Source organism: Bacillota bacterium, assembly GCA_030019365.1.
Taxonomy (GTDB): domain Bacteria; phylum Bacillota; class Sulfobacillia; order JACIYH01; family JACIYH01; genus JACIYH01.
Map to the genome: position 1 here is coordinate 77354 of JASEFA010000004.1, position 24862 is coordinate 102215.

Annotated in this window: 28 protein-coding genes; all 28 read left to right on the plus strand. The window is 69.0% G+C overall.

The window, feature by feature from the left end; genetic code table 11:
• The first annotated feature begins 5 nt into the window (after nucleotides 1-5).
• The 28 genes from QME70_08275 (at nucleotide 6) to QME70_08410 (ending at nucleotide 24785) form a co-directional block, all read left to right on the plus strand.
• The gene (locus QME70_08275) at nucleotides 6-284 is read left to right on the plus strand and encodes a DUF503 domain-containing protein (protein ID MDI6894588.1); all 279 of its coding nucleotides are present in this window, start codon (nucleotides 6-8) and stop codon (nucleotides 282-284) included.
• A 16-nt stretch (nucleotides 285-300) separates the two neighbouring features.
• Nucleotides 301-684, plus strand: a complete 384-nt coding sequence (rbfA, locus tag QME70_08280) for a 30S ribosome-binding factor RbfA (GenBank protein ID MDI6894589.1) — start codon at nucleotides 301-303, stop codon at nucleotides 682-684.
• Nucleotides 677-1648: a bifunctional oligoribonuclease/PAP phosphatase NrnA gene (locus tag QME70_08285; GenBank protein ID MDI6894590.1), complete on the plus strand. Its 972-nt coding sequence runs from the start codon at nucleotides 677-679 to the stop codon at nucleotides 1646-1648. The genes rbfA and QME70_08285 overlap by 8 nt, the downstream gene beginning before the upstream one ends.
• Nucleotides 1645-2451: a tRNA pseudouridine(55) synthase TruB gene (truB, locus tag QME70_08290; GenBank protein MDI6894591.1), complete on the plus strand. Its 807-nt coding sequence runs from the start codon at nucleotides 1645-1647 to the stop codon at nucleotides 2449-2451. The genes QME70_08285 and truB overlap by 4 nt, the downstream gene beginning before the upstream one ends.
• Nucleotides 2452-2496: 45 nt before the next feature.
• Entirely contained in the window at nucleotides 2497-3540 is a 1044-nt protein-coding gene (locus QME70_08295) for a bifunctional riboflavin kinase/FAD synthetase (GenBank protein ID MDI6894592.1), read from the plus strand.
• Nucleotides 3541-3613: 73 nt separating this feature from the next.
• On the plus strand, nucleotides 3614-3883 hold the full coding sequence (rpsO, locus tag QME70_08300; protein ID MDI6894593.1) for a 30S ribosomal protein S15: 270 nt from the start codon (nucleotides 3614-3616) through the stop codon (nucleotides 3881-3883).
• Between the two features lie 139 nt (nucleotides 3884-4022).
• Nucleotides 4023-6230, plus strand: a complete 2208-nt coding sequence (gene pnp / locus QME70_08305) for a polyribonucleotide nucleotidyltransferase (protein ID MDI6894594.1) — start codon at nucleotides 4023-4025, stop codon at nucleotides 6228-6230.
• 6 nt (nucleotides 6231-6236) lie between these two features.
• Nucleotides 6237-7112, plus strand: coding sequence for a deoxyribonuclease IV (locus tag QME70_08310; GenBank protein MDI6894595.1), 876 nt, complete (start codon nucleotides 6237-6239; stop codon nucleotides 7110-7112).
• Nucleotides 7113-7127: 15 nt separating this feature from the next.
• Nucleotides 7128-7580, plus strand: a complete 453-nt coding sequence (locus tag QME70_08315) for a dUTP diphosphatase (GenBank protein ID MDI6894596.1) — start codon at nucleotides 7128-7130, stop codon at nucleotides 7578-7580.
• 196 nt (nucleotides 7581-7776) lie between these two features.
• Nucleotides 7777-7968, plus strand: coding sequence for a hypothetical protein (locus tag QME70_08320; GenBank protein ID MDI6894597.1), 192 nt, complete (start codon nucleotides 7777-7779; stop codon nucleotides 7966-7968).
• Nucleotides 7969-8059: 91 nt separating this feature from the next.
• Nucleotides 8060-8386: a hypothetical protein gene (locus QME70_08325; GenBank protein ID MDI6894598.1), complete on the plus strand. Its 327-nt coding sequence runs from the start codon at nucleotides 8060-8062 to the stop codon at nucleotides 8384-8386.
• Between the two features lie 173 nt (nucleotides 8387-8559).
• Nucleotides 8560-9030: a hypothetical protein gene (locus tag QME70_08330; protein ID MDI6894599.1), complete on the plus strand. Its 471-nt coding sequence runs from the start codon at nucleotides 8560-8562 to the stop codon at nucleotides 9028-9030.
• 301 nt (nucleotides 9031-9331) lie between these two features.
• Nucleotides 9332-10123 (plus strand): prolipoprotein diacylglyceryl transferase, encoded by a 792-nt coding sequence (gene lgt, locus QME70_08335; protein ID MDI6894600.1) that lies wholly within the window; start codon nucleotides 9332-9334, stop codon nucleotides 10121-10123.
• 41 nt (nucleotides 10124-10164) lie between these two features.
• Entirely contained in the window at nucleotides 10165-11061 is an 897-nt protein-coding gene (gene dpsA / locus QME70_08340) for a dipicolinate synthase subunit DpsA (GenBank protein ID MDI6894601.1), read from the plus strand.
• 4 nt (nucleotides 11062-11065) lie between these two features.
• Nucleotides 11066-11698 carry a dipicolinate synthase subunit B gene (locus QME70_08345; GenBank protein MDI6894602.1) on the plus strand — a complete coding sequence of 211 codons (633 nt, stop codon included), beginning with the start codon at nucleotides 11066-11068 and terminating at the stop codon, nucleotides 11696-11698.
• 5 nt (nucleotides 11699-11703) lie between these two features.
• Entirely contained in the window at nucleotides 11704-12720 is a 1017-nt protein-coding gene (locus QME70_08350) for an aspartate-semialdehyde dehydrogenase (GenBank protein ID MDI6894603.1), read from the plus strand.
• A gap of 40 nt (nucleotides 12721-12760) precedes the next feature.
• A complete protein-coding gene (gene dapG, locus QME70_08355; protein ID MDI6894604.1) occupies nucleotides 12761-13978 on the plus strand; it encodes an aspartate kinase in 1218 nt (405 codons plus the stop codon).
• A gap of 99 nt (nucleotides 13979-14077) precedes the next feature.
• The gene (gene dapA / locus QME70_08360) at nucleotides 14078-14971 is read left to right on the plus strand and encodes a 4-hydroxy-tetrahydrodipicolinate synthase (protein MDI6894605.1); all 894 of its coding nucleotides are present in this window, start codon (nucleotides 14078-14080) and stop codon (nucleotides 14969-14971) included.
• 168 nt (nucleotides 14972-15139) lie between these two features.
• On the plus strand, nucleotides 15140-16810 hold the full coding sequence (locus tag QME70_08365; protein MDI6894606.1) for a ribonuclease J: 1671 nt from the start codon (nucleotides 15140-15142) through the stop codon (nucleotides 16808-16810).
• A 60-nt stretch (nucleotides 16811-16870) separates the two neighbouring features.
• Nucleotides 16871-17068, plus strand: coding sequence for a DUF3006 domain-containing protein (locus QME70_08370; GenBank protein MDI6894607.1), 198 nt, complete (start codon nucleotides 16871-16873; stop codon nucleotides 17066-17068).
• Between the two features lie 30 nt (nucleotides 17069-17098).
• Entirely contained in the window at nucleotides 17099-18091 is a 993-nt protein-coding gene (locus QME70_08375) for a ComEC/Rec2 family competence protein (protein ID MDI6894608.1), read from the plus strand.
• A gap of 459 nt (nucleotides 18092-18550) precedes the next feature.
• A complete protein-coding gene (locus QME70_08380) occupies nucleotides 18551-20008 on the plus strand; it encodes a putative sulfate exporter family transporter (protein MDI6894609.1) in 1458 nt (485 codons plus the stop codon).
• Between the two features lie 33 nt (nucleotides 20009-20041).
• On the plus strand, nucleotides 20042-20218 hold the full coding sequence (locus QME70_08385; GenBank protein MDI6894610.1) for a hypothetical protein: 177 nt from the start codon (nucleotides 20042-20044) through the stop codon (nucleotides 20216-20218).
• Between the two features lie 231 nt (nucleotides 20219-20449).
• A complete protein-coding gene (locus tag QME70_08390; protein ID MDI6894611.1) occupies nucleotides 20450-20638 on the plus strand; it encodes a 4Fe-4S binding protein in 189 nt (62 codons plus the stop codon).
• An 87-nt stretch (nucleotides 20639-20725) separates the two neighbouring features.
• A complete protein-coding gene (locus QME70_08395; GenBank protein ID MDI6894612.1) occupies nucleotides 20726-21043 on the plus strand; it encodes a TusE/DsrC/DsvC family sulfur relay protein in 318 nt (105 codons plus the stop codon).
• Nucleotides 21044-21064: 21 nt separating this feature from the next.
• Entirely contained in the window at nucleotides 21065-21685 is a 621-nt protein-coding gene (locus QME70_08400) for a hypothetical protein (GenBank protein ID MDI6894613.1), read from the plus strand.
• Between the two features lie 16 nt (nucleotides 21686-21701).
• On the plus strand, nucleotides 21702-23045 hold the full coding sequence (locus QME70_08405; GenBank protein MDI6894614.1) for a (Fe-S)-binding protein: 1344 nt from the start codon (nucleotides 21702-21704) through the stop codon (nucleotides 23043-23045).
• 57 nt (nucleotides 23046-23102) lie between these two features.
• Nucleotides 23103-24785 carry an FAD-dependent oxidoreductase gene (locus QME70_08410; protein ID MDI6894615.1) on the plus strand — a complete coding sequence of 561 codons (1683 nt, stop codon included), beginning with the start codon at nucleotides 23103-23105 and terminating at the stop codon, nucleotides 24783-24785.
• Nucleotides 24786-24862: the final 77 nt, after the last annotated feature.

Genomic DNA, 24862 nt, shown 5'->3' on the forward strand with positions numbered 1-24862 from the left:
GGGTTGTGGTGGTGGGAGTGGTCCGCCTGGAGTTGGCCCTGCCCGGGAACGGCTGCCTGAAGGACAAGCGCCGGGTTATTAAGAGCCTGGTGGACCGGCTGCGACACCGCTTCAACGTCTCGGTGGCCGAGGTCGACCACCAGGATGCCCATCGGCGGGCCACGGTGGCCGTGGCCTGCGTTTCCGGAGACCGCACCGTGTGCGGTCAGATCCTGGATGCCGTGGTGCGGTTCGCGGACGCCTCGGGTGCCCTGGTGCAGGACTACGAGGTGGAATTCTACTAGACGGAGGGTCGCAGGGGTGGGCGGTACGCGGCAGGAAAGGGTGGCTGAAGCCCTGCGGGAGGAAATCTCCTCGCTCCTTTCCGAGCTGAAGGATCCCCGGGTGGGGTTTGCTTCCATTACCCGCGTGGAGGTCTCCAGCGACCTCCGCCATGCCCGCGTCTATGTCTCCGTTCTGGGGGACGAGGCAGGGAAGAAGGCGACCATGGAGGGACTGCACAGTGCCACCGGGTTCATCCGCTCGGAGGTGGGACGCCGGGTGAGACTGTTCCGGACTCCGGAGATTTCCTTCCACCTGGACGAGTCCCTGGAGAAGGGGGCCCGGGTGCTGAAGCTTATCGCCGAGGTGGAGCGGTCCCGCTCCGGAGACGCAACCGGCGGCGGGGCGCGAGAGCATGGCTAGGGTGGGAGCCGCCTCCGAGGCGGCGCGGGCCCTGACTGCGGGGCGGCGTTTTCTCCTGCCCCTGCATCTGGCTCCGGACGGAGACAGCGCGGGATCGGTGCTGGCGCTGGCCCTCATCCTGGATCGCCTGGGCGCCGAGGCGGTGGTGACGTGGGAGCGCGACCCCCTTCCTCGCCCGTACGCTTTCCTGCCCGGGTCCGACCGGGTGATCCCCTTCGACAGGGTGCAGGGGGATTTCTCGGCGGCGGTGTTCCTGGACATGACTGACTCCGGGCGGGCGGGAGAGAAGACCTGCGGCTTCGTGCGAGATCTGCTCCTGGTGAACGTGGATCACCATCCCACCAATACCGGGTTCGGCGCGGTGCGTTTTCTCGATCCGGAGGCGCCCGCGGTGGGGGAGATGATCATTGCCGTCGCCGACTGCCTGGGGGTACCCCTCGACGGGGAGATAGCCACCTGCCTCTACGTGGCCCTGATGACCGATACCGGATCCTTCCAGTACGACAATGCCACCCCGCGGGCCTTCCGGGCGGCCGCCCGTCTGGTGGAGGCGGGGGCCATCCCCGCGGAAACCGCCCGGCGCGTGTACGAGAGCCGGTCTCGGGCCTCCCTGCAGATCCTTCACCTGGCCCTGGGGACGCTGGCCGTGGAATCCGGGGGCAGGGTCGCCCACGTCACCCTCACCCGCGATATGATGGAGCGCGCCGGTGCCGCGGTGGCCGACACCGACGGCCTCATCAACTACCCCCGTTCCCTGGAAGGGGTGGAGGTGGCCATCCTCTTCCGCGAGGAGGAAGATGGGCGGGTCAAGGTGGGTTTCCGTTCCCGCCATGTGGATGTGGGGGAGCTGGCGGCCTCCCTGGGCGGAGGCGGCCACGCCCGGGCGTCCGGCTGCCTGCTGGAGGGTCCCGTGGAAGCGGCCCGCGACCGGGTGCTCTCCCGGCTGAGGAGCGTGCTGGGATGAGCCGACCCCACGGGCAGGCAGCGGCTGGCCAGGGAGAGGCAACAGCCCGCCGGGGGGAACCGCCGGCCGGCGTCATCAACGTGCTCAAGCCTCCGGGGATGACCTCCCACGACGTGGTGGCCTGCCTGCGCCGCTGGCTGGGGGTGAAGGCCGGCCACGGGGGGACGCTGGATCCCGGAGCGGCGGGAGTCCTGGTGGTGGCTCTGGGAAGAGCCACCAGGCTGCTGCGCTTTCTCCTGGAGGGGACCAAGGAATACCGGGCCGAGGTGATCCTCGGTGCCCGTACCGCCACCGGGGATGCGGCCGCTCCCGAGGAGGAGGGCGGGGATGCCTCCTGCCTCACCCGGGAGCGGGTGGAGGAGGCGGTGCAGGCTCTCACCGGGGAGCTGGAGCAGGTCCCCCCCATGACCTCCGCCCTGAAGCACGCGGGTGAGCCGCTGTACCGGCTGGCCCGCCGGGGCGAGGAAGTCCCCCGCAGGGCGCGCCCGGTGACGGTGTTTTCCGCCCGGGTGGTGGAGTTCCACCCGGCGCGACGGGCCCGCCTTCTGGTGGACCTGGTCTGCTCTCACGGAACCTACGTGCGCACCTGGGCTCAGGACCTGGGCAATGCCCTCGGTGTGGGCGGCTACGTGGGATTCCTGGTGCGCACGCGGGTCGGCCCGTTTCGCCTTGAGGGTGCCCGCACGCTGGAGGAGATCCGCGCCCGGCCTGAGGAGGCAATCGAGCCCATGGCGCGGGTGGTGGAACACGTCGGAGCCGACCGGGGGAGCGGGGCAGGCGCGTCAGGAGGGACTGGCGGGTGAAGTTGGGCGGCTGGGGGCGCGAAGGCGCCAAGGGGTGGTCCGGGCGTGGAGCGGCGTGAGTTCTCTCTGGCCGACCCCCTGTGCGGGCGGGGGGAGCTGGCGGTGGCGGTGGGCACCTTCGACGGGGTGCACCTGGGGCATCAGCGGTTGATTCGCCGGCTGGTGGAGGAGGCGGGGCAGCGGGGGCTGCCCGCGGCGGTCCTCACCTTCGAGCCGCACCCTCTCGAGGTGCTGCGGCCCGGGAACGGGCCCGGGCGGTTGACCCTACCCGAAGAGAAGGCCGCCCTTCTCGCCACCCTGGGAGTGGACATACTCCTGGTGATGAGGTTTGATGGGGCTCTCGCCGGGATGGAACCGGCAGAGTTCTGCCGCCGGGTGCTGGAGGGCATGTTGCAGGCCCGCCGGGTGTGGGTGGGATTCAGCTTCACCTTCGGGCGGGAAGGCAGGGGTAATCCCGCCGGCCTGCGGCGTTGGGGGGAGGAGCGGGGGGTGGAGGTCGGGGTCCTGCCCCCCGTGCGGGTGGGCGGCCGGACGGTCTCTTCCACCGCCATCCGCGAGGCGGTGACCCGCGGGGCGGTGGGCCGGGCCCGCCTGATGCTGGGACGCCCTTACCAGGTGGCGGGGGTGGTGGTGCCGGGCGAGGGACGGGGGCGGGTGCTGGGGTATCCCACCGCCAACGTGGAATGCCATCCCGGTAAGGTGATGCCCGCCCCGGGCGTGTACGCTGCGCGCGTCCGCTGCCCGAAAGGTTCCCCAGCCGGGCTGGCCGGGTACCTGCCCGGGGTGGCCAACTTCGGTTGCCGTCCCACCTTCGGGGGCGGGGAACCGCGCCTTGAGGTGCACCTGCCCGGGGCCGGTGGGGACCTGTACGGCAGCCCCATCGAGGTGGCCTTCTGGCGGCGCCTGCGGGGAGAAAAGCGCTTCCCCGACGGGGCTGCCCTGGCCCGTCAGCTGGAGGCGGACACCCGGCGGGCCCTGGCCATGCTGGGTGAGTCGACGCCGCGCGGCGCGGGCTGCGTTGACCGGCGCGGGACGGCGGATGCGTGCGTTTACACCGGTGGGACGGTGTGCTACAATCGACGCGGTTGAACCCGCACGCGGCGGCGCGCTCCTCCGGCGGCCGGCTGGGTGCGGGGGATCGGCGGGGAAGGAGGAAGGTACGGTGGCCCTGGCGCGGGAGAAGAAGCAGTCCATAATATCGGAGTACCGCCGGCACGACAAGGACACGGGCTCTCCGGAAGTGCAGATCGCCCTGCTCACCAAACGTATTTCGGAGCTTACCGAACACCTCAGGCAGCACCGGCACGACTATCACAGCCGGCGCGGCCTGCTCAAGATGGTGGGGCACAGGCGCAACCTGCTCAGGTACCTGAGGGAAATGGACATCGAACGATACCGGGCCCTGGTGGAAAGACTGGGGATCCGTGGTTGAAGGTGCGGGCGGGAGGCCCGCCCTTCGTTTGCAGTGCCCCCGGAGGGAGACTCCGGGGAAGGGAGGAATCGTATTGAGCGAAGCTGCCGTTGAGCACACAGACACGAGGTGGGAGCCGGAGGGCTTCCGCTGTTTTGAGATGGAGTTCGGCGGCCGTCTCCTGCACCTGGAAGTGGGGAAGATGGCCAGGCAGGCGGGGGGCGCCTGCCTGGTGCGGTACGGGGATACCGCCGTGCTGGTGACCGCCACCGCCTCCGCCGAGCCGCGGGAAGGGGTGGATTTCCTGCCCCTCACCGTGGACTACGAGGAGCGCCTCTACGCGGTGGGGCGCATCCCGGGCAGCTGGCACCGCCGGGAGGGGCGTCCCAGCACGCGGGCCATCCTGAGCGGGCGCCTCATCGACCGTCCCATCCGGCCCTTGTTCCCGGAGGGGTTGCGCCACGACGTGCAGGTAATCGTCACCGTGCTGTCCGTGGATCACGATCACTCGCCGGAAGTCTGCGGCCTGCTGGGTGCCTCGGCCGCCCTCACGGTTTCGGACATCCCCTGGAACGGCCCGGTAGGCGGCTGTGAGGTGGGGCTGGCCGAAGGGCGGGTGGTAATAAACCCCAATCAGGACCAGCATGCCGCTTCTCCGCTGGGTCTGGTGGTGGCCGGCACCGAGGAAGCGGTGATCATGGTGGAGGCGGGTGCGCGCGAGGTGCCCGAAGAGGACATCCTGCGCGCCATCGCCGCCGGCCATGAGGAGTGCCGGAAGGTGTGCCGCTTCATCGCCGATCTGGCCCGGAAGGTGGGCAAACCCAAGCGGGAGTTTCCCCTGTTCCTCCCCGATCCCGAGCTCGAGCGCAAGGTCAGGGAGTTCGCCACCCCCCTGGTGAGGGAGCTCCTGGGGTATGCCGACAAGACCGAACGCGAGCAGGCCAGCGCCGAGCTGGAGGCGCGGGTGGTGGAGCACTTCCTGCCCGAGTATCCGGAAGGCGCTCCCCAGATCGCCGTCGTCCTCAAGAAGATCCTGAAGGAAGAGATGCGTCGCCAGGTGATCGAGCACGGGATCAGGCCCGACGGCCGTCATCCCGACGAGATCAGGCCCGTGTGGTGTCAGGTGGGGTTGCTGCCCCGGGCGCACGGCTCCGGGCTGTTCACGCGGGGGCAGACCCAGGTGCTCACCGTTGCCACCCTGGGGGCGGTAGGGGACGTGCAGCTCCTGGATGACACCGGCGAGGAAGAAGAAAAGCGCTACATGCACCATTACAACTTCCCGCCTTACTCCACCGGCGAAACCCGCCCCTTGCGCGGCCCTGGCCGGCGGGAAATCGGGCACGGCGCCCTGGCAGAGAGGGCGCTGGAGGGGGTCATCCCCTCGGAAGAGGCGTTCCCCTATACCCTGCGCGTGGTGTCGGAGGTGCTGGAATCCAACGGATCTACCTCCATGGCTTCCGTGTGCGGCAGCACCCTGGCCCTCATGGATGCCGGGGTGCCCATTTCCGCCCCGGTGAGCGGGGTGGCCATGGGTCTGGTCAAGGAAGGCGACCGGGTGGTAGTCCTGAGCGACATCCAGGGCATGGAGGATGCCCTGGGGGATATGGACTTCAAGGTGGCGGGGACCACGAAGGGGATCACCGCCCTGCAGATGGACATCAAGATCGCCGGGGTGACCGTCGACATCCTGCGCCGCGCCCTGGGGCAGGCCCGGCAGGGGCGTCTGCACATCCTGGACCGCATGCTGCAGGTGCTGCCTGCGCCCCGTCCGGAGCTGAGTCGCTGGGCGCCGCGCATCCTGAGCATCACCATCCATCCCGACCACATCCGGGACGTGATCGGGCCGGGCGGCAAGACCATCAACCGCATCATCACGGAGACGGGAACCAAGATCGACGTGGAATCGGACGGCCGGGTGTTCATCGCCGGTCCGTCCGAGGGTGCGGAGAAAGCGCTGGAGATCATCCGGGGTCTGACCGCCGAACCGGAGGTGGGGCACATCTACCGGGGCAAGGTCACCCGCATCATGAACTTCGGTGCCTTCGTGGAAATCCTGCCCGGCAGGGAGGGGCTGGTGCACATCTCCGAGCTCTCCGACCGGCGGGTGAACCGGGTGGAAGACGTCGTGAATGTGGGCGACGAGGTCGAGGTGAAGCTGACCGAGATCGACCGCATGGGGCGCCTCAACCTCTCCCGCCGCCAGGTGCTGCTGGCGGAGCAGGCCCGGCCCGGGGGCAACGAGCGTCGCGAGGGGCCTCCCGATCACCACCGGGGAGGCGCCGGGCGTCCGGGCCCGCACCGGGGAGGTGCGCAGGGGGCGGGAGCCGCTGCCCGGGGACGCGATGGACCCGACCGGGAGAGGCGGTGAGACCCGGTGCCCGTGCGCCTGGGAGCCCACCTCTCCATCGCGGGAGGCTGGCATCAGCTCATCGCCGATGCCGTCTCCCTCGGGTGCGAAACGGTGCAGGTGTTCTCCCGCAGTCCCCGGGGGGGCAAGGCCCGGCCCCTGGGGGAGGCGGAGGTGGCCGTGCTGAGGGAGGGGCTGGCGGGGGCGACCATCGCCCCCCTCATCGTACATACTCCGTATCTGGTGAACATAGGGGCGGCGGATGAATCCAGGTGGGAATACGCGATCCAGGTGCTGGCCGAGGACCTGGAGCGGGCGGCCCTGCTGGGGGCGCCCTGGGTGGTGGTACACATGGGCCACGCCCGCGAGCTGTCCCCGGAGGAGGGCCTGCGGCGGTGTGCCCGGGCTCTCGATCGGGCCCGGGAACGGGCCGGGGAGGCCGGCGCCGGGGTCACGGTGCTGCTGGAGAACACGGCCGGTGGGCTGGGCGAGAGCGTGGAGGGTCTGGCCTGGGTCATATCCCACTCGGAGCACCCCGATGGCCTGGGGCTGTGCCTGGACACCTGCCACGCCTTTGCGGCCGGGTACGACCTGCGTGCTGCCGCCGGCCAGGAGGTGTTCCTCGGGAAAGTGCGCGAGCTGGTGCGGTCCGAGCGGGTGAAGGCGTGGCACTTCAACGATTCCGCAGGCGCGTGCGGGTCTCACCTCGACCGGCACCAGCACCTGGGCGAGGGGCAGCTGGGGCGGGAGGCATTCGCGTTACTGCTTGGGCAGCAGGAGGTAAGGGGGCGGCCGGTCATCCTGGAGACCCCCGTCAAGACTCCGGAAGGGTACCGGCCCGACCTCGCCGTGCTGCGGGAATTGCGGGATCGGGCGGCGGGCGAAGCTCCCGCGCCCGCGTGATGGTGTTTGGGGCCGGTGGGGAGCGTGGGGCGCCGCTTCGAGATTGTTTCCGCATACCGGACCCGGGGGGTGGAGTTGCCCCGGCGGAGCACGCCCGGGTCGGCCGGATATGACCTGGCGGCGGCCGAGGATACCGTAGTGCCCCCGGGAGGGGTGGCCCTGGTGCCCACCGGGGTGAAGGTGTACCTGCCCCCGGGCGAGTTCCTGGCCCTGTACATAAGGTCCAGCCTGGCGGTGCAGCGGGGGTTGAGCCTGGCCAATGGGGTGGCAGTCATCGACGCCGATTACGCCGACAACCCCGCCAACGAGGGACACATCCTGCTTGCCCTGTGCAACCGCGGCCCGGAGCCGGTCACGGTGCGCAGGGGGGAGCGGGTGGCCCAGGGCATCTTCCAGCCTTACGGCCTCACGGACGACGACCGGCCGGGACCGCCCCGGCAGGGAGGGTTGGGCAGCACGGGCCGCTAGGCGCGTCTGGCGGCACCGCCCCGCGCCGGCAACGGCAGCAGCAGGCCCGGCCCGGCGCCGGTGCCGGGAGGCCGGCGTGGCCTGTCGAAATCTCGGGTTACGTGTCGACAAGTTTCTGAGCAGAATCCGCTGGTTCCCGCTATAATGGGGGTAATCAGACATCCCCTGCCCGGTCCCCACTGCAGGGGGAGAGTAGTTGCCGGGGGAAAAGAGCGAAGAAGACCTGCTGCGCGAGCTAGAGGAGTTGCGGCGGGAACTGTACCGGGTGACCGGAGGCACGCCCGGGCTTGAGGAAGAGGACCGCGAGCTGGCCGAGCGGATCAGTACCAGGCTGGATCGTCTGGTGGTCGAGGTGGTCAGGCGGCGCAAGACAGGGGGGCAACCCTGAACAAACCACGGGGACCGGGCCGGGGATATTGTATCGCCCGGGCGGCATAAGCGTTTGTGGTGAGAGCATATACAGTTAACCGGGGACAGGTTTGGACTGGTATCTCGTGGCAGTGGGGAGCACCGGCCTGCTGGTGCTCCTCTCCATCGCTCACAGGGTGAGGTTGATCCGCATGGCCCGCCAGCAGGAAGAGGCGGTGCCGCCGGTAAGTTCCCCGGTGGCGGAGGCGGTCAAGCAACTGGTGGGGGTGGCCGGGGGAGTGTACGTGGCCCTGGTGAGCCTGGCCGCCTTTCTGCGCCTGCCCGCCCAGCAGACGGTGGAGCTGTTCGGCATTACCTTCGATCCCGTCGCCCTGGCTGCCCTGATCATCGCCATCCTGCAGCCTTTCTTTGTACCCGGCGTCTCGCCTCGCCCGTAGGCGGCGCAAGACCCCGTCGTGCCGGCGGCGTCGCGCCCGCAGGGCCCGGTCGCCGCTGCGGCGTTACGCCTGCGGGCGTGCGTAAGACCGGGTGGCCGATGCGGCATACTACCATCTGCAGCGGGGCAGGCCGGTGGCCTGCGCCGGATGGCAGAAAGGGGGTAGGAAGCGGCATGGCCAAGACGGTGATCGGGGTATTCCGGAACCGGCCCGATGCCGACCGGGCGGTGGAAGAGCTCCGCCAGAAGGGATTTGGGCGCGAGATTTCGGTGATCACCCGGGGCGAAGGGCAGCGGGGTGCCGGTGAGGGCACGGTGGCCGAGGGGGTGGTCACGGGCGGGACCCTGGGGGGTCTGGCCGGGCTGCTGGCCGGGGCAGGAGCCCTGGCCATCCCGGGAGTGGGACCCATCCTGGCGGCGGGACCCATCGCCGGGGCCCTCACGGGGGCAGCCACGGGAGGTCTGGCCGGGGGCCTGATCGACTGGGGCATCCCCGAGGAGCGAGGGCGGTTCTACGAGCAGAAGGTACGGGAAGGCAACCTGGTGGCCATGGTGAAGAGCTCCGATCAGAAGGTGAACGAGGCCGCCGACATCATGCGGCGCCACGGCGCCCAGGACGTGGAGACCCACGTGGCCAGGGGCTGACCCGCGGGTCGCGCCCTGCGACGGGCACCCGGGCACGGCGATCTGCACGGGGTGCCCGGGCAGGCGGTCTCGCGCGACGAGCCATGCCGGGGGCGCTCCGCGACGGGCGGGGGAGGGGATATCCTTCCCCCGCCCGTCCTTGACCTTGCCCCGCTCATCCCTTCCCTGCCCCGGCTGCTCTGACCCAAAGCGGGCCTCGCCGCAGCAGGACCGGGCGCGGGCGGCGGGAGGCACCGCCGCAGCAGGACTGGCGGGGCAAAAGGCGAATACCGGGGGGTAGCCGTGGGAAAGGGGGAAGCGTGTGCATCCCATCGCTTTCAGCATCCGGGGATTTGAGATTCACATCTGGGGCGTTCTGTTCGCCCTGGGGTTCGGGCTGGCCATCTTAGTCGGCGAGTTGAACGCGCGCCGCGTGGGGCTACCCCCCTGGCTGTATGTGGAGTCCTCCCTGTACATCGCGGTGGCGGCCATCCTGGGCGCCCGGCTCCTCTACGTCGCCCTGGAGTGGGGGCACTACGCCGGGCAGCCCTGGCGCATGCTGAATACGCGCGAGGGTGGACTCTCCCTCTACGGAGGTCTGACAGGCGGGGTGCTGGCCGTCTGGTTGTTCACCCGCCTGCGCCGGATTCCCACCGGCCGCTTTCTGGACGGGGGTGCCCCCGCCATTGCCCTGGGCACGGCCATCACCCGCGTGGGGTGCTTCCTGGAGGGGTGCTGCTGGGGGGTCCCCACCGGGGGAGCCTGGGGGTTCCTCACCCGCTTCGCGCCCGGGCTGCGCCATCCCGCCCAGCTTTACGAGATGGTGCTGGACCTGGTGCTGTTCGCCGTGCTGTGGTACCTGGCCCCCCGTCTCGTCCGCCTGCCCGGCCAGCTCTTCCTGTTGTATGTGGCCGGTTACTCGGCCATCCGGTTCGGGGTCGAGTTCTTGAGGGATGTACCTCACCTGTGGGGCTGGGTAACGGTGACCCAGCCTGCTGCTCTGCTGGCGGTAGCGGGGAGTCTGGGGCTGGCGTGGTACCGCCGGCGGCGCTGGCGTCCCGGTTCACCCGACACCGGGGTCGGCGGGGTCACGGGAGGCGGGGGAGTCACATAACCTGTAGTGAGTATATCGGCCACCAGCAGGGGATGAGCGTGGTGCGGGGAGTGCAGGTGGCAGTGCTGGGCGGGGATCGCCGGGAGGCAGAGGCAGCCCGCCATCTGGCCGCGCGGGGGGCCCGGGTGCGCGTGTGGGGGCAACCTTCCGGCCGCCCGGCAGGGGATGTCCAGGCGGTGGCGCGGGCCGAGGAGGCCCTGGCGGGGGCGCGGGTGGTGGTGGGACCGGTGCGGGGAACTGACGGCCACGGCCGCATCTGGTCGGAAGCCGGCCCCCTGGAGCTGGACGAGACAGCCTGGGGGGCGCTGGACCCGGAAACCCTGTTTCTGATCGGGGTGGGCGATGCCACCCTGCGGGAGCGGGTTGCCTCCCGGGGGGCCCGCCTGGAGGAGTACCGGGAGCGCGACGACTTCGCCATCTGGAACTCGGTACCCACGGCGGAAGGAGCCCTGTTCATGGCGCTGAAGGAGCTGGACGTCACCCTGCACGGCTCTTCCTGCCTGGTGCTGGGACTGGGGCGCACGGGGACCACCCTGGCCCGGCTGCTGTGCGCCCTGGGGGCGCGGGTAACGGTGGTGGCGAGGAGGTCCGCCCAGCTGGCCCGGGCCGAGGAGATGGGGTGCGGCGGCGTGCCGCTGGGAGCCCTGGAAGAGGCGGTGGCGGACGCCGATGTGGTTTTCAACACCATACCCGCTCCCGTGCTCCACGCCGGCGTCCTGCGGCGGGCGCCGGCCGGGTGCGTGATCATCGACCTGGCCTCTGCCCCCGGGGGCACGGACTTCGCCTGCGCGGCTGCTCGGGGCCTGCGGGCCACCCTGGCACCGGGCCTGCCGGGCGTCAAGGCTCCGGTTACCGCCGGGCGCATCCTGGGGCGGGTGGTGGAGGAGGTCTGGCGGGAGGCCCGGGAAGCACCGGGAAACACCGCCCACGGGGGGTGATGAGGTGACGCTGACTGGTAAACGGGTGGGATGGGGAATCACGGGTTCCCTCTGCAACCTCCACCGCGTCTGGCCCCAGTTCGAAAAGCTGGTGGCAGCGGGGGCGGAAGTGGTGCCCGTGGTTTCCCGGGTGGTGCAGACGACCGACAGCCGGTTCGGCGCGGCGGCCGAAATCATGGACCGCATTCGGGCCATCGCCGGGCGGGAGCCCATCCGGACCATCGCCGAGGCGGAAACTCTGGGTCCGGCTCAGCCCGTCGACATCATGGTGGTGGTGCCCTGCACCGGCAACACCATGGCCCGCATCGCAAATGCCATCACGGACGGACCGGTCACCATGGCGGTCAAGGCCACCCTGCGTAACGGGAGGCCGGTCCTGCTGGCCATCAGCACCAACGATGCCCTGGGGCTCAATGCCCGCAACCTGGGCACTCTGCTCGCGGCGCGGGGCATCTTTTTCGTTCCCTTCGGTCAGGACAATCCCTGGGGAAAGCCCACCTCGCTGGACGCCGATCTGGAACTCCTGCTGCCAGCGATGGAGGAGGCCCTGCAGGGCAGGCAGATCCAGCCCCTGCTGGTGACCCGTCACAGGGGCGGCCCCCCGGGGGCGGTGCCATATGCCAGGGAGGGGGAGTAGACGAGTTGGGTTGGCGTGTGGGCGTACTGGGAGCGACTGGTGCGGTGGGGCGGGAGGTGGTGCGCCTGCTGGAGAAGCGCCGCTTCCCCGTCGATGGGCTGCGGCTGTGGGCCAGTCACCGCTCGGCCGGCGAGCATCTGGTGTTCCGGGGTGAGAAGGTGGGGGTGGAGGACCTGGCTACTTCCCCGGTGGAGGATGTGGATTTCCTTTTCTCCGCAGTGGGGGACCAGGTGGCCCGGGAAATGGTGCCGGCGGCCCGGCGGGCGGGGGCGGTGGTGATCGACAAGTCGGCCGCCTTCCGCCTGAACCCGGAGGTCCCCCTGGTGGTGCCCGAGGTCAACCCGGGTGATTTGGAGGATCACCGGGGAATCGTGGCCAGCCCCAACTGTTCGACCATCCAGCTGGTGGTGGCCCTGGCCCCGCTGGAGAGGGAGGTAGGACTGGAAAAGGTGGTGGTGAGCACCTACCAGTCGGTGTCGGGCACGGGACGGGAGGCGGTGGAGGAGCTGCGGGAGCAGGCCCGGGTGGTGCTGGAGGGGGGTACCCCCCAGCCCCGCATCTATCCCCTCCCCATCGCTTTCAACCTCTTGCCTCACATCGACGCCTTCGACGATTCGGGTTACTGCCGGGAGGAGTTGAAGCTGGTCCGGGAGACCAGGAAGATACTGCACCTGCCCGGCCTGGCCCTCACCGCCACGGTGGCGCGGGTTCCCGTGGTGGTGGGTCACGCTGAGGCGGTGTGGGTGCGCACCGCCAGGCCGTTGGAGGCGGGCCGGGTGCGCGAGATCCTGGCCGCGGCTCCGGGTGTGATCGTGAGGGACGAGCCGGCCCGCTGCGTGTACCCCACCCCCCGCGATGCCGCGGGGCAGGATGCGGTTATGGTGGGGCGCATCCGGGCGGACCTGGATGACCCTCACGGCATATGGATGTGGGTGGTGGCCGACAATCTGCGCAAGGGGGCGGCCACCAACGCCGTGCAGATAGCTGAGTTGCTGGCGGGGTCGGGGTCGGGGACCCCCTGAGTCCTGACTCCGCCCCGCGCTGGTGGAGGCATGGGTGGCGGTGCGTATCCTGGTGCAGAAGTTCGGAGGGACCTCGGTGGCCACGCCCGCGGGCCGGGAGCGGGTGGGTGAGCACGTGCAGCGGGCCCTGGAGGGCGGGTTCAGCCCCTGCGTGGTGGTCTCCGCCCTGGGGCGCTATCCGGAGCCCTACGCCACCGATTCCCTGATCCAGCTGGCCACGTCGGCGGGCGGGCGGGTCTCCCCCCGGGACATGGACCTCATCATGTCCTGCGGGGAGACCATCGCCACCGTGGTGGTCACCGCCTGCCTGGCCGCGCGGGGGATCGATGCCTGCGCCCTCAGCGGCGCCCAGGCCGGCATCGTCACCGACGGCGCCTTCGGCCAGGCGGAAGTGGTGCGGGTGGAGCCCATGCGTATCCTGCGGCTCCTGCAGGAGCGGCGGGTGCCGGTGGTGGCGGGGTTCCAGGGGGTCACCGAGGCGGGAGAGATCACCACCCTGGGACGTGGGGGCTCCGACACCACCGCCGCCGTGCTGGGCGCCGCCCTGCAGGCGGAGGCGGTGGAGATATACACGGACGTGGACGGGGTGAAAACCGCCGATCCCCGCCTGGTGCCGGGGGCGCGCACCCTGGGCGTGGTGACCTACGACGAGGTGGCCCAGATGGGCCACGAAGGAGCGAAGGTGGTGCATCCCCGCGCGGTGGAGATCGCCATGCGGTCAGGGGTGCCCATGCGCATCCGGGACACTTTCTCCGATTCACCCGGCACCCTGGTGACCTTCACCTTCGCGCGCCAGGGGTGGTCCCAGGTGCGGGACGGCCGGGTGATCACCGCCGTCACCCACATCCCGGCGGTGGCCCGGCTGCGGGTTCCCAACCCGCCGCCCGGGCCCGATGGCGCGGTGCAGGTATTCCGGTCCCTGGCCCGGGAAGGCATCAGCGTGGACATGATCCAGGTGGGGCCGGGCCACTGCGCCTTCATTGTGGGGGAAGAGGTGGCGGAGCGAGCGGCCCGCATACTGAGAGATCAGGAGCTGGAAGTCGAGATACGGGAGGGGTGTGCCAAGGTATCGGTGGTGGGGTCGCGCATGCGCGGCCTGCCCGGGGTGATGGCCAACGTGGCCGAAGCCCTGTGCGGGGCAGGAGTGGAGATCCTGCAGACGGCGGACTCGCATGTGACCATTTCCTGCCTGATCCGGCAGGAGGACCTGGAGAAGGCCGTGCGCGCTCTTCACCACCAGTTCGGGCTGGACGGCTAGCCCGCGCCCTTGCGGTCGCGGAGGCCCGGCCCGCTTCCGTCGGTCCGGGTGACCCGGCGCGCGGGCGCGAGAGCCGGACCCGTAGGAGGTGCACACCTGATGAGGGAGCCTGTGTTCGGGCGGGTGGTCAGCGCCATGGTGACGCCTTTCACCCGGCAGTGGGAGTTGGATGCCCCGCGGGCGGCGGAACTGGCCCGGCGCCTGGTGGATATGGGGTCCGACGGCCTGGTGGTGACGGGCACCACCGGGGAGTCCCCGGTGCTGGCCACAGAGGAGAAGGTGAAGCTCTGGGAGGCGGTGGTGGAGGCGGTGGGCGACCGTGTCCCGGTGGTGGCGGGCACGGGGACCAACTGCACGCGGGACTCCATGCGCCTGACCCGGCTGGCCGAGAAAGCCGGGGTGAAGGGGGTGATGCTGGTCACCCCGTACTACAACAAGCCTCCCGCCGAGGGATTGTACCACCATTTCCGGGCCGTGGCCGAGTCTACCTCCCTGCCCATCATCCTCTACAACGTGCCCGGCCGCACCGGGGTGAACATGACTCCCGGCACGGCGGCCCGCCTGGCCGAGATCCCCAACATCGTCGCCCTCAAGGAGGCCTCGGGCAATCTGGACCAGGTGACCGAGATCCTGCGCGTGGTCCCCCCGGGGTTTGCCGTGTACAGCGGAGACGATTCGCTCACCCTGCCCATGCTGGCGGTGGGGGCGGTGGGAGTGGTGAGCGTGGCCTCCCACCTGGTGGCGGGCGAGATCCGCAGCATGATCGGGGCCTGGCGGGAGGGCCGGGTGGAGGAGGCGGCGCGGATTCACAGGCGGCTTTTCCCGCTCTTCCGGGCCATGTTCATCACCACCAACCCGGTGCCCGTCAAGGCCGCCCTGCGGCTGGCCGGGTTCGACGTGGGGCCGGTGCGGCCGCCCCTGTGCGACGCCAGCGCCGGAGAAGAAGCCAGTCTGGCCGAGGTCATGCGGCAGCTGGAGTTGCTTGCGTCATGAGCACGGCGCGGATATAATAGGGACGGCGAGAGAAAGGTTCCGGTTCGGCACGGCCGGACCGTTTTTGTGGGATTTTGGGAATGTCGACCGGGCGTGGCCGGGCGCACGGCGGGCCCATGGTGGGGTTTTGCAGTTTTTCAAAGGGGCATCTGGAGGTGGTACTTTTTCATGGTGAGGAAAGCAGCCCGCCCCACCCTGCGCATCGTCCCCCTGGGAGGCCTGGGGGAAATCGGAAAGAACATGACCGTGATCGAATGCGGCGATGACATGTTGGTCATCGACTGCGGGCTGGCGTTCCCCGAGGAGGAGATGCTGGGGGTGGACATCGTCATCCCCGACATCTCCTACCTGCAGGAAAACGTGGACCGGGTGCGGGCGGTGGTGCTCACCCATGGTCACGAGGACCACGTGGGGGCCATCCCCTACCTGCTCCCCCACCTGGCCGTCCCCTTCTACGGTACTCCCCTCACCCTGGGGCTGGTGCGGGGGAAGCTGGTGGAGACGGGCATGGCCGAGCGGTTCGACGGCCGGGCCCTGCAGGCCGGGGAGAAAGCGGAGATCGGCTGCTTCGAGGTGGAGTTCTTCCGCGTCACCCACTCCGTTCCCGACGCGGTGGGGCTGGCCATCCGTACCCCTGCCGGGCTGGTGGTGCACACCAGCGACTTCAAGTTCGATCAGACGCCCGTGGACGGGCGGGTCTCCGACATCGGGCGCCTGGGGGAGCTGGGCCAGGAGGGGGTGCTGGTCCTGCTGAGCGACTCGACGGGGGGGGAGCGCCCCGGCTTCACCCCTTCGGAGAAGTCGGTGGGCAGGACCCTGCAGGAGATCCTCCGGGGTACCCGCTCCCGGGTGCTGGTGGCCTCCTTCGCCACCCACCTGCACCGCATCCAGCAGGTGATCACCGCCTCCTACCAGCAGGGCCGCTACGTGGGCGTGATCGGACGCAGCATGGAGGATACCGTCCAGGTGGCCATGACCCTGGGGTACCTGGACGTGCCCGAGGGCATGATGCTGGACATCGAAGAGCTGGAGGGCCTGCCCCCCGAGAAGGTGACCATCCTCACCACCGGGAGCCAGGGCGAGCCCATGTCGGCCCTCACCCGTATGGCGGTGGGGGAGCACAAGCGGGTGAACATCAACCCCGGCGACACGGTGATCATCGCCGCTTCCCCCGTGCCCGGCAACGAGAAGATGGTGGCCCGCACCATCGACAACCTCTACCGCCGGGGGGCGCGAGTGATATACGGGCCGGACGCGGGGGTGCACGTCTCCGGGCACGGCAGCCAGGAGGAGCTCAAGATCATGCTCAACCTGCTGCGGCCCCGCTTCTTCGTGCCCGTGCACGGCGAATACCGGCACCTGGTTCATCACGCCGCCCTGGCCGAATCGGTGGGTATCCCCCGCCGGAACATCCTGGTGGGCGACAACGGGTCTGTGTTCGAGTTCAGCCGGGACGTAGCCGCCATCACCGGGCGGGTCGACTCCGGCATCCTGATGGTGGACGGCCTGGGAGTGGGCGACGTCGGCAGCGTGGTGCTCAAGGACCGCAGGCAGCTGGCCGAAGATGGCATCGTGGTGGTGGTCATCGCCGTGGACCAGGAGAGCGGGGACCTGGCCTCCGGCCCCGAGGTGGTGACCCGCGGATTCGTGTACGTGCGGGAGTCCGAGGCTTTGCTCGACGAGGTGCGCGCCATCGCGCGGGATGCCCTGGCCCGGCGCAGCAACCATCGCCCGGACTGGCCCGTGCTCAAGAACACCATCCGCGAGACCCTCTCCAGGGAGCTGTTCGAGCGCACCGGCCGCCGTCCCATGATTCTCCCCATCGTCATGGAAGTCTGACCTCGCCGCGGTAGGATTCTGGAGGCGTTGTAGCAATAAGATGGGAGGGGTGAGCCCGGCGTGCTGATCGTGGACCGCTTCGAAGGCGAGTGGGCCGTGCTGGAGTGGGCGGGGCAGACCTTCTCCGTGCCGCGCGGCCTGCTGCCTCACAGCGCCAGAGAAGGTGACTCCCTGCGCTGGCGCATGGAGGTGGACCGGGAGGCGACGGCCGGGAGGCGCCGGCGCATAAGGAGCCTGCTGGATCGGCTTGAGCGGTAGGGCTGATCGCAGCGAGCCAGGAGGCGGTTGGTGTCGATCAAGGGGCACGCGCGGCTGAACATGCGGCTACAGGCCCGGGCTGCCTTGCTTGCCGTCCTGCTCCTGGCGCTCCTCGGGGGGGCGGTCGGGTGCCGGCACGAACCGGCCGGCCCGAGCGCGACTCCCGGTCCCGGACAGGGTGGCGCGGGAGCGGGCGAGGCGGCGTGGCGACCGGGATGGACGGCCGTGCACTTCATCGATGTGGGGCAGGGAGACAGCATCCTCGTCCAGTTTCCTTCCGGGTTCACCATGCTCATCGACGGAGGCAGCCGCGAGGCCGGTCCCCGCGTGGTGGCTTACATACGGTCCCAGGGTGTGGAGCGCCTCGACGCCCTGGTGGTGACCCACGGGCACGAAGATCACGTGGGGGGACTGCGCGCCGTGGTCGGTTCTTTCCCCGTGGGGCGGGCGTACCTTTATCCGGGGGAACACACCACCGCCTCCTTCGAGTCACTGCTGCGGGCTCTCCTCCGGGAGAAAGTCCCGGCGACCAGGGCCCGGGCGGGTGTGGTGATCCGGGACGAAGGCGGAGAGGCCGATCTACCGGCGGGTAGCGGGCGTGAGGCGGTGCCCGCCCGCGCGGTGGCGGTGGGCCCGGTGAAGGAGTACGAGGGGGAAAACGATGCCTCCCTGGTGGTGAGGCAGGAGGTGGGCAGGGTGGCCTTCCTCTTCACCGGGGATGCCGGTGGCCAGGCAGAGAAGGACATGCTGGCTGCCAGGGCGGAGGTCGGTGCCGACGTGCTCAAGGTGGCGCACCACGGCAGTGCCTCGTCGACGGGGGAGGCTTTCCTGCGGGCGGTGCGGCCGCGCTGGGCCGTCATCAGCGTGGGGGCGCAGAATCCCTTCGGGCATCCGGCCTCCTCGGTGCTGCACAGGCTCTCCCGGGCCGGCGTGACGGTTTACCGCACGGACCGCGAGGGTACGGTGGTGTTTTTCACCGACGGCCGTCAGACCTGGATAACCAGCGAGCGCAGCGGCCCCTGATTTCACTGGCGCTAAGTCTTCCCCGGGAAGCCGCGCAGGGCGCGAGTGGCGGGCCGGGGCGACAGCGCAAGCTCTTGTTAATACAAGTACAAGGAAATTGCAATGGGCTGGTAATAACGCGGCAAGCAGGAGTGGGGGAGGCGATGTCGAATACTTAGTGTAGGCGAACAGAGTCTCTGCATAGAGATGGTCGCCTTGTATTGGGGAGGATTTGTGAAGCGGTTCACGAGAGAAGGAAGGAGGTGAAGGCGCACAGCGGGTGGCACGTCGCGCAGCTGGTAACTCGTGTCTCTCGGAGAACTGGGAGGAGGTGGGACACGGAGACCGGAATACCGGTTCCGGGCGGCAGACGGGCAGCAGCTGGAAAGGCAGGTATGGAGGGAAAGAGACATTCCGGGCGGGGGGAATGAATCGCTCTCGCCGGAGGCATGGTAGCCGGGTTCGGAAAGGGGGAGGAAAATGTCGGCGACAACAAAGAGGCCCTCGCTGGTCAAGACGGAAGACTGGTGGGCAGTATGGTTGGGCCTCTTCATCTTCGTGCTCGGACTCCTAAAGATCGGCGGCGCCGACGTCATCGGCTGGGCTGTCAAGACCAATATTTGGCTGGACATCTCCAAGGCCCTGTCGCCTGTCTCCGCGGCGTACAAGGGCTTGCCCGGCGTGGTGTCGCTGCTCCTCACGTACGTGTTCCTCCTGGTGATTACGAGCATCGGTGTGGCCGTCATGGGTGGCAAGGTGGGGAAGTATGCCGTTGGCTTCACCATCATCTTCTGGATCACCTACCTGTGCTGGATGCTCGGTAGCTACGCTTATATTGCGGCTACCCCGGACCAGCTGGCCAAGTTGAAAATCCCCTGGTCCCTGCATCTAACGGGTGAGTCCGGTTTCATCATCGCCCTGGCTGCTGGGTTGATCCTGGGCAACTTTGCCCCCGGGTTCACCAGGTTCGTCCAGGAAGCCGTGAAGCCGGAGTGGTTTATCAAGACAGCTATCGTGATCCTGGGCGCGACCATTGGGCTGAAGGCCCTGCAGTCCACGGGGCTGGCCGGGCAGGTGGTGTTCCGGGGGTTCTGCGCCATCATCGAGGCATACCTGATCTACTGGCCCCTGGTGTACCTGGTGGCCCGGAAGTACTTCAAGTTCACGCCGGAATGGGCGGCGCCCCTGGCCTCCGGTATCTCCATCTGTGGTGTGTCGGCGGCCATCGCCACCGGCGGGGCCATCAAGGCCAGGCCGGTGGTCCCCATCATCGTGTCCTCGCTGGTCATCATCTTCGCGGTGATAGAGCTGATCATTCTGCCGTTCGCGGCCCAGGCGTGGCTGTATCACCAGCCCATGGTATCGGGTGCCTGGATGGGCCTGGCGGTCAAGACCGACGGTGCCGCTGCGGCCAGCGGTGCCATGGTGGACGCGCTGATCAGGGGTAAGGCGGCCACGGCCCTCGGGGTGCAGTGGCAGGAGGGCTGGATGCTGATGGCCGCCACCACGGTGAAGGTGTTCATCGACATCTTCATAGCGATCTGGGCGTTCATCCTGGCGATCATCTGGGCTTACAAGATCGATCGGCGGCCGGGGGAAAGGGTGAGCGCGTCTATCATCTGGGAGCGCTTCCCCAAGTTCGTTCTGGGGTACGCTGGCACCTTCCTGGCCGTGTTGCTCATCGGACAGGGGCTCACGGGCGGTGCCGTGAAGGCGCTCGGCGCCGGCGTCGGGCAGGCGGACGCTTTCCGGGGCATCTTCTTCTGCCTCACCTTCTTTACCATCGGGCTGGTCTCCAACTTCAGGAAACTCAGGGAAGAGGGTATGGGCAGGCTGGCACTGGTATACCTGATCTGCCTGTTCGGGTTCATCATCTGGATCGGGCTGGGCATCTCCTTCATCTTCTTCCACGGCATCACCCCGCCGGTCATCAAATAGCGGTGGCTGCTGTGAGAAGGGAGGTCATCAGGCATGACATCTGAACAAAAGGGCGGAAGCGGACCCCAGGCCGGGGTGCCGGAGCAGGAAGAGTGGTTCGACCTGCTGCCGGTGGAGAAGAAGCTGATCGCCTGGAGTCTGGGCCTGGGTGCGGCGCTGCTGGCGCTGTTGGTCTGGATGAGCTACTGTGTGATCCCGGTGCCTCACTAGACGGTAGAGGTTGCTGGCTCACGGACGGGTGGGCGTACGGACGCCGGGGTTTCCTGGGTCCTGTCGCCCACCCGGACCTGTTGAAATGACGCAGGAAATGATCAAGCCGGTCGCGAATACTTAGCGGGAGCGAATGCCGGCCGGCTGGTGAGCGCTTTCGCTAAGCGAGCCCCCGATGGGGTGCGGACTGGGTTCGGGCCGGGGGAGCAGGGAAGGGAAGTGGTGACGGCAGTGTACCTGGTCAACGTGGACAAGGACAAGTGCGAGGGATGCGGCCAGTGCGTGGAAGTGTGCCCGGCCTTGATTCTGGTGTTGGAGGATGGTAAAGTCGGGGTCACGGGGAACCCTGACGATTGCCTGGGTTGCCGTTCCTGCGAGGCGGTCTGCGAGCAGGCGGCCATCGTGGTGCAGGAGCTCTGAGCAGGGTGCTGCGGCGCTTCGGGCCGCAGCCGCCGGTCTCCCCGTCGGCCCGCGCCCGGGTCGGATAAGTGAATGGAGGTGTGAGGAGTGCCGGAGATCCAGTACAAAGACAAGAAGATCGAGGTAGACGAGGACGGGTTCATCCAGGACCCCGACCTGTGGAACCAGGATCTGGCTGGCTTCCTGGCGCAGGTGGAAGGCATAGAGAACATGACGGAGGACCACTGGAAGGTGGTCAACTTCCTGCGCGACTACTACCTGGAGTTCGGCATCGCTCCCATGATACGCAAGCTGTGCAAGGAGACGGGGTTCACGCTCAAGTACATTTACGAGCTGTTCCCCAGCGGACCGGCCAAGGGGGCGTGCAAGATCGCCGGCCTGCCCAAGCCTACCGGCTGCGTGTGACGGGCGGGGGTGGATATAGGGTTGCTTTCCATCGTGGAGAACGAAGTGCAGATCGTGGCCCTGACCCTGTTCGCGCTGCTGTACGCGCTCAAGCTGCGGTGGCTGCTTTCCCGTCCCACGGTGCGAGATTTCGCCCATCCCAAAGGCAGCGAAGGACCCGGGGTGGCGGCCGCCTTCTCCATCATGTTTCGTCCCTGGGCGATGCCCAGCACCCGCCAGCACTGGCTGCGCTGGCTGGAGTTCGGCCTCCTGCACCTGGGGGTGGGGACGGCCATCGGGTACAGCTTCCTGATCCCCTACGTGGACGGCATACTGCAATGGCCGGGCACCCGGGTCGCCGTAGTGGCGGTGGCCGCCGGTTTCGGGGCCGGTGTGGTCCGGCTGGCAAGGAGGGTGTCGCGAGCCGACGTGCGGGTGATAAGCTCGCCGGACGACTACTTCTCCCTGGCGGTGGTGGATCTGTTCCTCCTGCTGGGGGTACTTGCCCTCCTGGACCTGTATTGGGGGCGGTTGCTCTTCTTCAGCCTCACCGCCCTGTTGCTGGTGTATGTCCCCACCAGCAAGATTTCTCACTACCTGTACTGGCCCTTCGCCCGCGTATTCTACGGGGCTTACTTCGGTCGCCGGGCCGTGGTGCAGTAGGGAAGGGAGATGCCGGTTGAGCGGTCGCTTGAGCGAAGCCGCGCCCCCTGCGGTGGTGAGCCCGGAAGGCGCGGCCGGCGGCGGGCTGGATCTGGCCCGCGCCCGGGAGCTGTTCGAAAAGAAGATCACCAGGCAGCTGGTCACCTACTTCCACGCCTGCGCCCACTGCGGGTTGTGCAATGACACCTGCCACTACTACCTGGCCACCGGGGACCCCCGCATGGTCCCGGCTTACAAGGCGGACCGGTTCCGCAGGGTGTACAAGCGGTACCACGACTGGCTGGGCCGCCTGGCCCCCCGCTGGGTGGGTGCGGAGGAACTGTCCGAGGCGGTGCTCCTCGACCTGGCGGACAACGTCTTCGGAGCGTGCACCATGTGCCGGCGCTGCACCGTCAACTGCCCCATGGGCGTGGACATGGGGTTGCTTGCCCGCGCCGCCCGCGGCATGCTGGATACCCTGGGGCTGACACCGAAAGGGCTCAAGGCCACGGTGGATGTGCACCTTCGCACCCGTAACAACATGGGCATCAGCGAAGAGGACTTCGCGGACACCATCGAGTGGCTGGGGGAGCAACTGCAGGACGAGGTGGGCGATTCCCGGGCCCGCATACCCCTCAACAAGAAGGGGGCCCGCATGCTGTACACCCTGAACCCGCGGGAGCCCAAGTACTTCCCCCTGACCATCCTGGCGGCGGCCAAGATCATGTACGCTGCCGGCGAGGACTGGACGCTGAGCACGAACTACTGGGACGTCACCAACTACGCCCTGTTCTCGGGCAACGACGAGGCGGCCCGCACCATCGCTGGATGGCTGCGGGACGAGGCCGTCAACCTGGGAGTGCAGGAAGTGGTGATGGCGGAGTGCGGGCACGGTTACCGGTCGTTCCGCTGGGAAGGCCCCAACTGGCTGCGGGGCAGCTATCCCTTCCGGGTGCGTGGGTTTGTAGAGCTGATGGCCGGGTATGTCAGGGACGGTCGCATACGCCTGGACCCGGCCCGGAACGGTAAGCCGGTCACCTACCACGATCCCTGCAACCAGGCCCGCAGCGGCGGGGTCATCCAGGAGCCGCGGTACATCCTGCACCGGGCCGTGGCGGACTTCCGGGAGATGAACCCCCACGGGGCCCAGAACTTCTGCTGCGGGGGCGGCGGGGGCATGCTTTCCATGACCGAGTTTGCCGAACGCCGTATCCGGGCGGGAAAGGTGAAGGCCGACCAGATCCGCGCTACCGGTGCGGAAGTGGTGGCGACCTCGTGCCACAACTGCCTGGACCAGATCACGGAACTGAATAAGCACTACAAGCTGGGCGTCAGGATCTGCAACCTCTGCGAGGTGGTGGCGGAGGCCCTGGTGCTCTGAGGGCGGCGCCCTGGTATCGCAAGGGGGCCGGTCTCCCTCGGGTGAGGAGGGCACGGGGTGGGAACCAGGCGCATCGTGGTAATCGGAGGGGTGGCGGCGGGGCCCAAAGCGGCAGCCCGCGCCCGCCGGGTCGATCCCGAGGCCGAGATAACCCTGCTGGAGAGGGGCTCGCTCATTTCTTACGGCAGTTGCGGCCTGCCCCTGTACCTGGCCGGCCTGGTGGCACTCGAATCCCTGCGATCTACCCCGGCCGGGGTGCTGCGGGACGAGGATTTCTTCTGGCGGGAGAAGCGGGTGCGGGTTCTCACCGGCACCGGGGCGGAGGAGATCGATCCTGCCCGCCATGTGGTGTGGGCCCGGTCGGGCGGCGAGCGCTTCGCCATCGGGTACGATAGCCTGGTGCTGGCCACGGGAGCGGTGCCGGTGATGCCGCCCGTGATCGGTCTCGATGAGGAGGGGGTGTTCCGCCTCCACCGGCCCGAAGAGGCCGAGGCGCTCCGGCGTGCCCTGGCGCCGCGCCGGCGGGCCGTGGTGGTGGGCGGGGGTTTGGTGGGACTGGAGGTAGCCGATGCTCTGGCTACCCGGCGCCTGCAGGTTACCGTGTGCGAGGCGGGCGAGCACCTTCTCCCCGGGCTGCTGGACACGGACATGGCCCGGGTGCTGGAGACTCACCTGGGCGGTCAGGGCCTGACCGTGGTGACCGGCCAGCCGGTGACTGCCATCCGGCGGAGCAACGGGGGGCTCCGGGTGGAGGCCCCGGACTGGAAAGGAGAGGCCGACCTGGTGGTGGTGGCCTGCGGGGTCAGGCCGGAGGTGAGTCTGGCCGCCCGCGCCGGCCTGGAGATTGGCCCCACCGGGGCCATCGCCGTGGACGGGCGCCAGGCCACCGGGGTCCCTGATATCTTTGCCGCCGGCGACTGCTGCCAGGCCACCCATCTGGTGACGGGTGAGAAGACCTGGCTTCCCCTGGCCTCCACCGCGAACAAGCAGGGCCGGGTGGCGGGCACCAATGCCGCCGGAGGCGAGGAGCACTTCCCCGGGGTAGTGGGGACGGCCGTCCTGCAGGTGGCCGAGAGCAACGTGGCTCGCACCGGCCTGGGCGAGGGGGAAGCGCTCCGGATGGGGTACCAGGCGGTGGGGGCCGTGGTGGCTGGTTTCGATGCCGCTCACTACTATCCCATGCACGCTCCCCTGGCCCTGAAGGTGGTGGCCGATGCCCGGGACGGGCGGCTGCTGGGCGCCCAGGCGGTCGGCCCGGGGGAGGCGGTGAAGCGTGTAGACGTGCTGGCCACCGCCATATCCTGCGGTGCCACTCTGGACCGGGTTGCCCACCTGGACCTGGGGTATGCCCCTCCTTTCGCCACCGCCCTGGACATCTGCCTGTCGACGCTGAACCAGCTACGAAACCGGCTTGACGGCCTGGCGCGCCCCGTGGCGGCCACCGAGCTGAAGGCGCTCTTGGGTGCGCCCCGGCCGCCGCTGGTGCTGGACGTGCGTACGCCGGCGGAGTACGAGGGACGGCGGCTGCCGTACCCGGCTCTCCACGTCCCCCTGGCCCAGTTGAGGGACCGGCTGGATGAAGTGCGGGCGGCGCGGGCGCCCGGCCAGGAGATCGTGGCCGTGTGCGAGATGGGAGTGAGGGGATTCGAAGCTCAGCGCCTGCTGGATGCCGCGGGCCTGGGCCCGGCCCGTTACCTGGAGGGGGGAATATGGGCCTGGCCGTATGGCCTGCAAAGCTGAGGGAAGCCGGGGAGGCCTTGCGGGAAGGAGGAGGCGACCCTTCCGGCGAAACTATTGTCCGGAACAGTTCGGCGGGG

Bases quoted from the DNA above. Each gene is read 5' to 3' on its own strand.
- dapA (MDI6894605.1), top strand. From the start codon at position 14,078: ATGAGGGAGCCTGTGTTCGGGCGGGTGGTCAGCGCCATGGTGACGCCT.
- QME70_08385 (MDI6894610.1), top strand. From the start codon at position 20,042: ATGACATCTGAACAAAAGGGCGGAAGCGGACCCCAGGCCGGGGTGCCG.
- truB (MDI6894591.1), top strand. From the start codon at position 1,645: ATGAGCCGACCCCACGGGCAGGCAGCGGCTGGCCAGGGAGAGGCAACA.
- pnp (MDI6894594.1), top strand. From the start codon at position 4,023: ATGGAGTTCGGCGGCCGTCTCCTGCACCTGGAAGTGGGGAAGATGGCC.
- QME70_08380 (MDI6894609.1), top strand. From the start codon at position 18,551: ATGTCGGCGACAACAAAGAGGCCCTCGCTGGTCAAGACGGAAGACTGG.
- QME70_08330 (MDI6894599.1), top strand. From the start codon at position 8,560: ATGGCCAAGACGGTGATCGGGGTATTCCGGAACCGGCCCGATGCCGAC.
- QME70_08285 (MDI6894590.1), top strand. From the start codon at position 677: ATGGCTAGGGTGGGAGCCGCCTCCGAGGCGGCGCGGGCCCTGACTGCG.
- QME70_08365 (MDI6894606.1), top strand. From the start codon at position 15,140: ATGGTGAGGAAAGCAGCCCGCCCCACCCTGCGCATCGTCCCCCTGGGA.